The 13,332-nt window shown below is 43.6% G+C and carries 6 protein-coding genes and 2 pseudogenes; 5 read left to right on the plus strand and 3 right to left on the minus strand.

The genetic code is table 11. The features are described 5' to 3' along the window. Window positions 1–4: 4 nt before the first annotated feature. On the minus strand, window positions 5–2,572 hold the full coding sequence (locus FTT83_RS11970) for an EAL domain-containing protein (RefSeq protein WP_180082099.1): 2,568 nt from the start codon (window positions 2,570–2,572) through the stop codon (window positions 5–7). A 619-nt stretch (window positions 2,573–3,191) separates the two neighbouring features. Here FTT83_RS11970 and FTT83_RS11975 point away from each other — a divergent pair. The 4 genes from FTT83_RS11975 (at window position 3,192) to FTT83_RS11990 (ending at window position 9,221) form a co-directional block, all read left to right on the plus strand. Then, window positions 3,192–4,106 carry a cation diffusion facilitator family transporter gene (locus tag FTT83_RS11975; RefSeq protein ID WP_166171961.1) on the plus strand — a complete coding sequence of 305 codons (915 nt, stop codon included), beginning with the start codon at window positions 3,192–3,194 and terminating at the stop codon, window positions 4,104–4,106. Between the two features lie 171 nt (window positions 4,107–4,277). Further along, window positions 4,278–5,339, plus strand: a complete 1,062-nt coding sequence (locus tag FTT83_RS11980) for an HlyD family secretion protein (RefSeq protein WP_180042829.1) — start codon at window positions 4,278–4,280, stop codon at window positions 5,337–5,339. Further along, entirely contained in the window at window positions 5,336–8,092 is a 2,757-nt protein-coding gene (gene rbbA, locus FTT83_RS11985) for a ribosome-associated ATPase/putative transporter RbbA (protein ID WP_180176653.1), read from the plus strand. Before FTT83_RS11980 ends, rbbA begins: the two co-directional genes overlap by 4 nt. A gap of 1 nt (window position 8,093) precedes the next feature. Beyond that, complete coding sequence (locus tag FTT83_RS11990; protein WP_180042831.1) at window positions 8,094–9,221, plus strand: ABC transporter permease; 1,128 nt, start codon at window positions 8,094–8,096, stop codon at window positions 9,219–9,221. 318 nt (window positions 9,222–9,539) lie between these two features. Here the strand turns inward: FTT83_RS11990 and FTT83_RS11995 are convergent. Beyond that, window positions 9,540–9,985: pseudogene (locus FTT83_RS11995) on the minus strand (ISNCY family transposase); the annotation flags it as partial. Window positions 9,986–10,790: 805 nt separating this feature from the next. Between FTT83_RS11995 and FTT83_RS12000 the strand changes: the two are divergent. Beyond that, window positions 10,791–12,284: an OmpP1/FadL family transporter gene (locus FTT83_RS12000; protein ID WP_373456130.1), complete on the plus strand. Its 1,494-nt coding sequence runs from the start codon at window positions 10,791–10,793 to the stop codon at window positions 12,282–12,284. Between the two features lie 150 nt (window positions 12,285–12,434). Here FTT83_RS12000 and FTT83_RS12005 read toward each other — a convergent pair. Then, window positions 12,435–13,181, minus strand: a pseudogene (locus tag FTT83_RS12005) (IS66 family transposase); the annotation flags it as partial. Between the last annotated feature and the right edge of the window lie 151 nt (window positions 13,182–13,332).

A 13,332-nucleotide genomic window follows, 5' to 3' on the forward strand; every position in this document is an offset into this window, starting at 1 on the left:
AGTTTTATACCAATTCTACCCGTTTATAATTAAGCTTGAGCTCGCTAAGCGAAGCGGGGTGAGCAAAATGGTAACCTTGAAAATGGTCACAATCATAGTTTTTTAAAAACTGCGCCTGAGCTTGAGTTTCTATGCCTTCAGCAACCACTTGTAATCCAAGTTGATGAGCCATGACAATAATTGCAGCGACAATCGCGCCATCTTTCTCATTTTGAGGTAAATGTTCAATAAAACTGCGATCGAGTTTTATCTCATCCACAGGTAAAGTACGTAAATAACTCAGGCTGGAGTATCCTGTGCCAAAGTCATCGACAGAGACTTTGATGCCCAAGTCACGAACAGCCTTTAAAATTTCTAACGAACGGTCAGCACCTGCGATTAACATGGTTTCGGTAACTTCAATTTTTAACAACTCGGGCTGCAACTGGGTATCTGCCAGGGTTTCTTGTAAGTCATGTAAAAAGCCGGTGCGCTTAAACTGTAGCGGGGAAAGATTGACAGCTACACTCAGATTAGTGCCATTTTTCTTGTTCCAATCGACGATATCCTGGCAGGCTTGCTGTAATACCCATTGGCCAATCACTACAATTTGACCGGTTGTTTCAGCAAATGGAATAAACTCTGCTGGAGAGATGGAACCTCTTTGCGGATGCTGCCAACGAATCAAGGCTTCTACACTTTTTAATTGTCCTGAGTCAGCATCAATAACCGGTTGATAGACTAACCTGAACTGTTTTTCTTCTACGGCAACCATTAACTCATGGCGCATCAGCACATAGTCGATTTTCGGAGTGCGCGTAGAGTTAAAAGCATACCAATGCCAGGTATTGCCCCCTTCTTTTTTCGCTTCACTCATTGCATGTATGGCATGATGCAGCAATTCGTTAGATTTTTCTATTTGAGGATCATCATCTGCAATGCCAATACTTGCACTAATATGGATTTTATGACCATGAATATTAAATGGAGCTGACAGACTTTTTAAGACTTGCTCTGCAAGCACAGCGACCTGTTTTAAATCATCACATTTATTTAGCAGTATGCCAAATTCATCTGCTGAAAAATGTGAAATGATATGCTCTTCTGGGATAACCTGACGCAGACGATTGGCTACAGCTATCAAAAGTTGATCGCCAATGAAGTGGCCCAAACCTTGATTTAAAGGCTGGAAGCCATCTAGATCCACATACATGACAATGAGTGATCGGTGATTGTCATGGTGCAAATGGAAGGTCGTATCCAGTATTTCTTCAAAGGTATGATGATTAATTAATCCAGTTAGACTATCGTGGGTCTGCTGACGGGCGATATATTCGCTATTTGCCCGCTGCTGGGTAATATCTTGCTGAATTCCAATAAAATGGGTGCAAAAATTTTTGTCATCAAAAACCGGCCCCAATACCAGCTGATTCCAGAACCAGCTGCCATCTTTACGATAGTTTTTTAGGGTGATCTGGATTTCTTGCTGTTCTTGAAGTGCGTTGCGTATTTTATCAATTGTCTTCGGGTCGGTATCAGGACCTTGCAGAAAACGACAGTTCTGACCTAGCACATCTTCTTTTTTATAACCGGTCAGGCTTTCAAAAGCAGGATTAACATATTCAATAGCATGGTGTGCAGAAGCATTGGTCAGCACTATGCCATGAGGATTCGCATCGACACTACGTTTCAGTAAACGTAACATTTCTTCGGTTTCATGCCGCTCGGTAATATTACGGGCGATCCCAAATACACCGACCACCTGCTGAGCTTGTTGAAGAGGTAAATACGTGAGGTCTAGCCAGTAACATTCCCCCAAGGCATTCTTTGCCTGAATTTCCAGGTGTTGGCTGTTGCCTTGCAAGGCCTGTTCAAATGCAGTTTGAACTATAGCTTGAAAGTCAGGGCAGATAAATTTTGAGAAATGTAAGCCTCTAGTCTGTTCCGGATTTAATTTGGTGAGGTCTTTAGATGCAAGATTAACATCCAGAATAATACCTGCAGGATTATGTTCAAAAATGGCATCGGGATGGTAAGTGAAGAAAGACCGATATTTGTCATTTAACGCCAGTCTCTGTTGCCGTTCTGCATGCAGGTCCATACTCAAGGCAACTAAAGACGCGGCATGAGTAATCAATTTAATATGAGTAGAGCTTGGACACTTGGGAGAACGGTAATAGGTTGCAAAGGTTCCATAGAGGGTTCCCTGCGCATTAATAATCGGCATTGACCAACACGCGTTGAGATTCTCTTCTTGAATCAGGCTATTGAAAGCTTCCCAGTTGGGGTCAATCGCTAAATTTTCACAAATCACCAGTTTGCGGTGAAAAGCTGCCGCACCACATGCTCCCACATGTGGACCTATTTTTAGATCAGAGACCGTTTCTATATATCGGTTGGAAAAATGCTGGCTACCACTAATTAAATTTAAAGTTTGTTCTGTTTCAGAGTACAACATAATGGAGACCATTGAATCTGGTATCCGGACTTCTAGCCATTCACTGACCATCTGAAATATGAGGCTTAACTCAGCATGCTGCCCAATTAAATTAAAAATAGATTGAGTATCTAAATAACTCGCTGTTTGACTCATATAGTTTGCCACCCTAGAGTTGTATTGCGCATTTTGGATAGATTCTCAACGAAATTTTGTAAAACTGGATCTAAATGTGAATGATTACCCTTACTTAAATACTATAACAAAAATGCGATAACCTTCACATATTATTATCTAAAAGTATTATCGATATCAGGTTTTAATTTAAACAGGTTGGCTAAAAAATATTCTCGGTTATAATCATCAGGACTGAAACAATGGTCTGTTAACGTATCAACAGCTTATTCATGCGTTTGCATTGCAACAGTATATGGTCCTGAAAAGCAAAGATACGCTGCAAATTGTATCTGGCAGAATACAACCTATAATGGAGAGATCATTACAACAATAGCACTCATCACCTCGGTCTTTTTCAGCGTATTACATTCCTTTTTATTTGAATATTGAAAATATCGACATTTAAAACATACTCAATCATCATTCAAATTAAGTTGAACTCAGGTAGTTTGGGACAATGGGGTTATTTCTCTCTTTTCTACTTGCAAATACCTTGGCATGCCTTGTTGAAGAAAAATGCGTGCTTGATAAAGCTCATACCCCATCATACTGATATATAATCGATAATAATCAAGTGAACTGAGCGACTGGAGCAGCGATGTCTGTACAGCATTTTGACGATGACACCCATGAAGATGATTTAATTAGTCCAGAACAGCGTGCTCAGGCAGCGAGTAAAACCACTTGGGTGAGTGTAGGGGTTAACCTGGTTTTATCGATCTTTCAGATTGTGGTCGGGATTTTTGCCAAGTCCCAAGGCCTGATTGCAGACGGTATTCATACCCTCAGTGATTTGGTGGCTGATTTTATTGTACTGTTTGCCAACCATCACAGTAAAAAAGAGGCAGATGACGATCATCCTTTTGGTCATTACCGCTTTGAAAACGCAGCCTCTTTTATTCTAGGCTTGCTTTTGTTGGGAGTCGGCATTGGAATGCTGGTTATGGCAACCAATAAAATTCTCAATCCGGAACAGATTCCGAAAGTACAGTCAGTGGCCTTGTATATCGCCATGCTGGCCCTGGTAGGCAAAGAATTATTGTTTCGTTACATGCTGAAAGTTGCCAAAAAAGTCAAATCAAGTATGTTGGTAGCGAATGCATGGCATGCCCGTTCTGATGCCGCTTCATCTTTGGTGGTGCTGGTCGGGATTGCAGGAAACTTGTTCGGTTATCCTATTCTTGACCCGATTGCTGCCCTTGTGGTCGGTTTGATGATTATTAAAATGGGGTGGGAATTTGGCTGGCAAGCATTAAGTGATTTGATGGACCGGGCGGCAGATGAACATGAAATTCAGGCCATAGAACAGACTTTCCTTTCCACTGAAGGTATTCAAGGCGTGCATAATATTCGGACCCGTAAAATGGGAGATATGATTATCGTAGATGCACATATTGAGGTAGATGGAAATCTGAGTGTTCGTCAAGGACATGATATTTCAGTGAATGCGAGAAATCTGGTGATGAAGAAGCATCAGGTGATTGATGTCATTACTCATATGGATCCTGTTTAATTTAATTGGGTACACAACTTAAGCGACTGAGTATTAAACCACAGCGGATTGACAGCGAAAAGTCACTTTATCCGCTCAACTGTTACCTTGTGCTGCATATTGAGGGTGACATGATTCCTATAAAATAATTTTGAAAGATGTCTTTAGAATAAAATTTGGGTAAGCAGGCACATGAATATAAAGAAACTCGCTGTTGTCGGTGCAATTATGGTTCTGGGGCTGGTGGCCTATCTGGTCTGGAAAAACATGAACCAGCCGGATACACAGGCTTTAGTCAGTGGCAATGGGCGGATTGAAGCGACTGAAATCAATATCTCCAGTAAATTGTCTGGTCAGCTGGAAGAAATTTTGGTACAGGAAGGCGATTTTGTTGAACCAGGCCAGGTTTTGGCACGGATTAAAGTCTCTGCACTAGAAGCACAGCTGCGTGAAGTTCAGGCCCAGCAGCGTCAGGCACAGGACGGCATTGCGACCGCAGAAGCCCAGGTGGCCATGCGTATCAGTGAAAAAGCTGCAGCTGCAGCCATGGTCGAGCAGCGTGAAACCGAACTGGTCGCTGCTAAAAATCGTCTGGCACGAACCGAAATTCTGGCCAAAGACGGGGCAGTCTCTAAACAGCAGCTGGATGATGAGCGCGCTGATGTCAAAAGTGTTGCAGCCGTGCTGAGTGCGGCAAGAGCACAAGTGGACAGTGCACAAAGTGCGATTGTTGCCGCGCGCAGCCAGGTGTCGAGTGCACACTCGCAAGTCGATGCCATTAAGGCCACAATCGAGCGGATCAATTTCGATATTGAAGATGCCCAGCTCAAGGCACCCTTGAAGGCACGTGTCCAGTTTCTGGTGGCACAGCCGGGTGAAATGATTGCGGCAGGTGGACGGGTCATGAACCTGATCGATCTGTCTGATGTGTATATGACTTTCTTCCTGCCGGAAACCGTGGCTGGACGTATCGCGATAGGTACTGAAGTCCGTATCGTACTGGATGCGGCCAAAAATGTGGTGATTCCTGCCAAGGTATCGTTTGTCGCGGATACTGCACAATTCACGCCGAAGACGGTGGAAACTGAAAGTGAACGTCAGAAACTGATGTTCCGTATTAAAGCAAAAATTGATCCAGTGTTGTTGCAGAAATACATCCAGCAAGTCAAAACTGGTCTTCCGGGTGTAGCCTATATCAAAATTGACGAGAATGCGCCTTGGCCTGCATTCCTCAGTAATCTGGTTAAATCATGACAGCAGCATCTGCACAGGGCACCATTGTTGCCGACATTCAGCAGGTCAGTCTCAAATACGGCAAAACCCAAGCCTTAAAGGAGATTTCCTTGGCATTGCCTGCGGGTTGCATGATTGGTCTGATCGGCCCGGATGGCGTGGGAAAATCCAGCCTGCTGGCATTACTGGCTGGTGCCAAGGTGGTCCAGCAAGGCCGCTTGATGGTGCTTGGTGGAGATATTGCCGACCGAAAGCACCGCAGAAAAGTCTGTCCGCATATTGCCTATATGCCGCAGGGCTTGGGCAAGAACTTGTCCAAAACCCTTTCGGTTGAAGAAAACCTGCAGTTCGTTGCCCGTTTGTTTGGACATAATGCTGCTGAAAGCCGAAAACGTATTGATGAACTGACCAAAAGTACGGGACTGTATGAATTTCTCGATCGTCCGGCCGGGAAACTGTCCGGCGGGATGAAACAAAAACTTGGTCTGTGCTGTTCCCTGATTCATGATCCCGACTTTCTGATCCTGGATGAGCCCACCACCGGGGTTGACCCCTTGGCACGTGCACAATTTTGGGAATTGATTAACCGTATCCGTAGTGTCCGCCCACAGATGAGTGTGATTGTGGCGACTGCCTATATGGATGAAGCACAGGGTTTTGACTGGTTGGCGATGATGGATGAAGGTCGCATCCTACAAACTGGTAGTCCCGAGGAACTGTTGGCACAGACCGACAGCCGCAGTCTGGAAGAAGCCTATATCAAGCTTTTGCCCGTGGAAAAGAAACAGGGTTATGAGCCGGTGGTGATTCCGCCTTTAGCGGATGATGGTTCGGATGGTTATGCGCTGGAAGCTAAGGACCTGACAGTCAAATTTGGTGACTTTACCGCAGTGGATCATGTCAATTTTCAAATCCGGCGTGGGGAAATCTTTGGATTCTTAGGCTCCAATGGTTGTGGTAAGTCGACCACGATGAAGGTCTTGACCGGATTGCTGGAGGCTTCGGAAGGGCAGGCCTGGCTGTTCGGGCAACCAGTGCAAGGCAGTGATATGTCCACCCGTCGTCGCGTTGGGTATATGTCGCAATCCTTTTCACTCTATAGTGAACTGACGATTATCCAGAACTTGGTACTGCATGCCAAACTGTTTCATGTGCCGGCAGAACAGATTGATGTGTGTGTTGAGCAGATGCTACAGCGTTTCGATTTGATGGAACTGAAAGACAAATTGCCGGATGACTTGCCGCTAGGGATCCGCCAGCGTCTGTCATTAGCGGTAGCGCTGGTGCATAATCCGGAAATTCTGATTCTGGATGAACCAACCTCCGGTGTAGACCCGATTGCCCGGGATAAATTCTGGCATGATCTGATCACCCTGTCGCGCAAAGATGGGGTTACCATCTTTATTTCTACCCACTTTATGAATGAAGCCGAGCGCTGTGACCGTATGTCGCTGATGCATGCCGGTCGGGTGCTGGACAGTGCTGCACCGGCACAACTGATGCAGAATCGGCAGGCTGCGTCTTTGGAAGAGGCATTTATTGGCTATCTGCTGGATGCCGGTGCAGGCAGCCAGCCCCCTGCTGAAGAAGAGGTGGGGAGTAGTTCAGCTGATCTTCAGCCAGCCGGGACACAGCAGAGAAAATCTAGCCGATTTAGCCTGCAACGTTTGCTCAGCTATGCCTGGCGGGAATCACTGGAACTGGCCCGTGATCCGATTCGCGCCACCATGGCTTTGGTCGGATCCATTATCTTACTGTTCGTGATGGGCTATGGCATCACCATGGATGTGGATGATCTGACTTTTGCGGTGCTGGATCGGGATCAGACCGGGCTAAGCCAGAATTACAGCATGAGTATTGCCGGTTCGCGTTATTTTGTTGAAAAGCCGCCTTTGCAAAGTTATGACGACCTGGATCAGCGTATGCGCAGCGGTGATATTGCTTTAGCCATCGAGATTCCGCCCGGTTTTGCCCGGGATGTGGCCCGGGGCGAAAATGTCAAGATTGGTGCCTGGATCGACGGTGCCATGCCCCAGCGTGCCGAGACGGTTCAGGGCTATGTACAGGGCATTCATGCACACTGGTTGATGCAGCAGGTGCTGGAGCAAAGCGGGTATAAAATATCGAGTACAGTCAATGTTGAAACCCGCTTCCGCTATAACCCGGATATCAAGAGCCTGCCTGCAATGGCACCGGCCTTATTTCCGCTGCTCATCCTGCTGATTCCGGCTATGTTGACAGCGCTGTCTGTGGTGCGGGAAAAAGAGCTGGGTTCGATTGTGAATTTGTATGTCACCCCGGTCACCCGTAGTGAATTCCTGATCGGCAAACAGATTCCCTACGTCGTGCTGGCCATGCTGAACTATGTCCTGATGTGCCTGATTATTGTGGTGATGTTTGATGTACCGATCAAAGGCAGTTTTTTGACCCTGACCCTGGCTTCCTTCCTGTTTATCATTTTTTCTACAGGCACGGGTTTATTGGCCTCCGCCCTGACCAAAAGCCAGATTGCCTCGATGTTTCTGGTGATGCTGGGTACGCTGATTCCAGTGATGCAGTTTGCTGGTATTATTAATCCGGTTTCCTCGCTAGAAGGATTTGGCCGCTGGTTTGGTGGGATTTATCCTGCTACACATATGGTGAATATCAGCCGTGGCGTATTTAACAAAGCTTTAGGTTTTCAGGACTTGCATCAGTCTCTTTGGGTAATCTTGCTGTCAGTGCCTGTCATTATGTGTGCGGCAATCCTGGCGCTAAAAAAACAGGAGTCCTAGGATGTTCCGTCAGAAGATACAGAATATCTACCAGCTCGGTTGCAAGGAATTGTGGAGTCTATGGCGTGACCCGGTCATGCTGATCCTGATCATCTACACCTTTACTGTGGCAATTTATACGGCAGCCACCGCCATGACCGATAGCCTGAACATGGCTCCGATTGCAATTGTAGATGAAGATCATTCAACCTTGTCCGAGCGAATTACCTCGGCATTTTATCCACCGTATTTTATTCCACAAAGTACTGAACTGAATTATATGGATGCTGGAATGGATGCTGGGGAATTTACCTTTGCTCTAAATATTCCGGTGAATTTTCAGGAAGATGTGCTTGCAGGAAAAGAAGCGGCGATTCAGGTGAATGTCGACGCCACGCGCATGTCTCAGGCGATGACCGGGGCTGGCTATATTCAGCAGATTATTCAGTCCGAAGTCAGTGAATATGTGTTGCATAGCCGGGAAGTGAGCAGCATGCCGGTTGAACTGGAGATGCGTGCCCGCTTTAACCCGTTGCTGGACCAAAAATGGTTTGGCAGTGTCATGGAAATCATCAATAACGTGGCGATGCTGTCCATCATTCTGACCGGAGCAGCTTTAATTCGCGAGCGTGAGCACGGCACGGTAGAACATCTGATGGTGATGCCAGTCACGGTGTTTGAAATTATGATGTCCAAGGTCTGGTCTATGAGTCTGGTGGTATTGATTGCGGCTTTTACCGGGCTGAAACTGGTGGTACAGTTTGCCTTACAGGTTCCGATTGAAGGGAACCTGTTGCTCTTCTTCTTTGGGGCATTATTGACCCTGTTTGCCACTACCTCGATGGGCATTTATCTTGCCACCATGTCGAAATCGATGCCACAGTTTGGTTTATTGATGATGCTGATTCTGATCCCGATGGAAATGCTCTCAGGCGGGATGACACCGCGGGAAAGCATGCCAGAGGTATTACAGTATCTGATGCTGATCGCCCCAACCACGCATTTTGTTGAACTGGCCCAGGCCATTTTGTATCGAAATGCCGGGCTAAATATCGTTTGGCCGTCATTTCTATGGCTGGTTGGAATTGCCGTGCTGTTTTTCTATGTGGCCTGGAAACGTTTTAAGGATACGATTCATACCATGACCTGAGTATAACCAGGGACGGATAAATATCAGTATTTTTAAATATCGTTAAGTTTCCCGTAAATACAGTTTTTTTTATCCCATGAGTTGTCCACAGAAATTGGGGATAATTTTTGCCCTGGAAAGGCCGGGAACATTGAAAAAATTCCCAATTTGATTAAAAAATAACCTTTTATTAGCAGGAAGTGTCAAAAAAGCTCATAAAAAAACCGACTTGTTTCTAAGTCGGTTGAACGAGGTCGTTCTAGAGGGTATGACTCAATGTAAGCTAATGATCTTAACGTAATCTTAAAACCGTTATTCACCAATTAAAATGTCCTGTTTTTAACTGCAAGAGTCAAGAACAGGGTTCAGATTTTGTTGTTGAACTGCTGTTTTCTGTGCACGTCTTCTTGGCATTTTTGAGAATGATTGTGTTTGTTTTGCTGTTCCAATTCTTCATGCCGTTGTTGAATATGCGCCAGCACATAATCCAAACGTTTATTCTCAATGATCTCTCGCTGGTTGAGCTTGCTTAACTTATCGAAGATGCTGTAATTGATCTTCCGTCCTTCATACATGATGGCGACAGTACCATCTGGGTATTCTATAAACTCAAGATATTTACCGATTAGCTTCTGATTTTCTGCTGTATCCTCCAAAAGATATACGCATTTATCATACGTAATGGTCAGGCTATTTGTGACTCTGCGGGGTTCACGCCAGGTAAAAATATCATCTAATTCCTCAGCGGTTTCAGTGACAGTTCGGTGTAAGTTATTGGGATAAAACACTGAAATCATGACCTCAGGCATATTCACCGACATAAATGATATTAAATATATTTAAATTGTATTATATTAAATATATGTAAAACATATACTTATTGCTTTAATATTTGGTAGTGTAATTTAAAGTAGGGCAGGGTAATAAGAAGTTAGTCACTTTAATATGCATTAAAATTCAACAATAATAACCAACATAAAATATGCTTCTGTTTTTATTATTTTTATTTTTGACTATTTGATAAAAATTATTTAGCTGTGGAATCCTGAATTTGGCAAGCAGTGATGAGTGATCGGTCTTTATTCTTCAGTTAAGAGGGGCTTTGTTGCATAAACCTCTCAGGAAAAGTGGTCGCCGACAAATCCGGTACGGTTCAGACTCATATTTCCGGCCAGTTTATTCGAAAATAGCGAAGTGCTTAGGCCTAGTTAGGTGCATATTCATCAGGAAATGTATAAACCATTGTTTATTAAAGTTGCACTCACTCTATAAACCTATAAGCCAAAAAATAATGTCCCCTAGGTTGCGATTGAAATAAGGTATATGCAGTAAGGTGATTTTAGCCCACTTTTCTTATGAATATGATTTTGACAAGGATTCCTGGATTAATTTGGCAATTTCTTTTGGCTTGAGAGCTCGTGAAGATGCCATCGTACTTGGCAGGTACAGAGATGTTGTGGCAAGCCCTCGTTAAATAAATGTAGTAGTTTCCTATAGCAAAAATTTTAAATTCCAAGGACGCGGAGCGTAATTAATGATGAAGTTGAAGCTTATATGTATTGCTTTCTACCATTAATTGGTGCCGCAATTGTGGAGCTTACTCACAATGGTGCTGTATTTGAACATTTTTTGTCAATAAATTCACAGATGGAAAAAATTAATTTTAACTTCTCCACAAAACAAGAAGTCAAGGAAAGACGTATGAAAAAAAGATTATACAAAATAAGTATTTTTAGTGGCTTATTTATGGCTTTAACTAGCCAAACATGGGCTACAGATGCTTTTAATCTTGTAGGCACAGGTCCTATATCTCAGGGTATGGGAGGAACGGGAGTTGCGTATAATATAGGCCCTGGAGCCATGCTGATTAATCCAGCAACATTATCAGCATTTGAAACCGGAAGATATGCGAGTATTGGTCTGGATATTATTACTGCAGATTTGAAAATCAAAAATATAGCGACAGGAGAAACGGCACAATCACATTCCCACGGTCGAAACAATGGTCCTTATATTGGACCAGAACTCTCATTTGTTTGGCGAAATGATGACTATGCGCTAGGAATAGGTGCATATGCATCAGATGGAGTCGGAACTCAGTTTGGTAGGGAAAGTTTTCTATCAAGAACTACAACAAATAGTATTAATACAGGCCTAGATAGTTTTTCACGTTTGCTTGTACTTCGTATACCCGTTTCATTTGCTTATGAAGTCAATGAAAAGTTATCCGTTGGTGGTTCTCTTGATGCCGTTTGGACGGCAGTTAATTTAGGTTTTCTTTTAGATACATCTCAAATTGAAACCTTGGCAGTACAGAAAAATATTTCTGGTTCATTGGTGCCAAATTTATTGAGTATTCCTGAGTTGTCAGCAGGTTATTTAGATATCAATAATGGAAAGACAGTGGGTGGAGGGGTAGATGGCTGGGGATTAGGTGGGCGTGTAGGACTTACTTATAAACCTATATCGAAAACCACAGTAGGTATTGCATATAACTTTAAAACCAATGTTGGTGATTTATCTGGTGATGCAGACTTAACAGCAGTCAGTAGATCATTAGGTCCAATTTCGCTTGCTGGCAAGGCTAAGTTGCGTGATTTTGAAATGCCAGCTGCATTGACTATTGGTATAAATCAGCAAATCAATTCAGAGACCATGATTTCATTTGATTACAAACGTGTATTCTGGAATGACGTGATGGATAATCTGAAAGTTCATTTTGAACAAAATGACAGCAAAGATAATCTGGATATTAATTTGCCACTTAATTATCGCGACTCTAATGTGTATTCATTGGGTATGCAGTATGCAGCTAATCCAAAGTGGACATTCCGTACAGGGCTACATTATGCCCAAATGGCAAATTCCAAGGAGGGCATACTATCGATTATTCCTTCGACACCTACTACTAATTTGACAGGTGGGCTAAGTTATTCTGTAACCCCAAGAAGTGTTGTGGATTTTTCATTGGCGTATGGGTTTAAGAAAAAAGCATTGAATAATGCTCAACCTAATACAGATAAGCCAATTGAGGTCTCACATGTACAGCTTGCTGGCGCATTAATATTCACTACTAAGTTTTAAACATAAGTTTCATTCTTAGACTTGGAACTTTTATTCCCCAAACCCAAACAAAGAATCAAAGAGTTAGAACAAAAGTTTTTTCAAGCAAGACAAAAAACATAACCTTTTGAAATGATTATAGTAAGTGCCCGCTGAACCCCGTGCCTATTTTTAATTAGGTTCAGGTTTCCAGCAGTGTGGCAGTAATTCTTCTATGTGGGTTACTTTATGTGTTGGCAGCCTTCAGCACATCACTTAAATAGGCATATGGATCCAGCCTATTCAGTTTTGCTGACTGAATCAGGGTCATGATGTTGGCAGCTCGCTGACCACTGCGCAGTGAGCCAACAAACAGCCAGTTTTTACGTCCCAAGGCCCAGCTCATTTGGTTTTCTATCCCTTGCGCAGCAATGCTGCTCATATCAATGGGTAGATTACCATCATCCAAATATAGGCAGAGGGCTTGCCAGCGCTTCAGACTGTAATTGATGGCTTTAGCAGTGGCTGAACTTGAGGGCACCGTCAGATGATGTTGGTTGAGCCATTCGTACATATTGCATTACTGGTTGGCTATGCTGTTGCCGGTATTTGCTTCGTTGCTCTGTTGTAGTATCTGTCTTTTTCCTGAGTTCTGCTTCTATCGCATACAGTTTCTGAATCAACAGTAATGCCTGTTCAGCGATTTGACTTTTCCCGGTCACATGTAGTTCATTAAATTTACGACGTGCATGGGCCATGCAGCCCACCTCAATGATCTTACCTGATTTAAAGCGTGCTTTATAACCACTGTAATCATCACAGACAGACCAAATAACCCTGCCAGCCTTTCAGGAAATCTTTAGCATGTTGACCAGAACGGCTATCCTGAAAGTCATAGATCACTGCCTGAACTGGATCGTCCTGGGTGGTGGCATAGGCCTAGACATGGGGCATCCATTGTATTTAACCTGAGTTCGATATAAAAAAGAGTAGAAAAAAAGCCCTGAATTTATAACATATTGGTTCTCAATACAAAATGTTATAAAACAAGGCTTCTCGATGGATCATATTACCGAATTATTTTGTATTT

The organism is Acinetobacter sp. YH01018 (genome assembly GCF_013420295.1).
In the GTDB taxonomy this organism is placed as follows: Bacteria; Pseudomonadota; Gammaproteobacteria; order Pseudomonadales; family Moraxellaceae; genus Acinetobacter.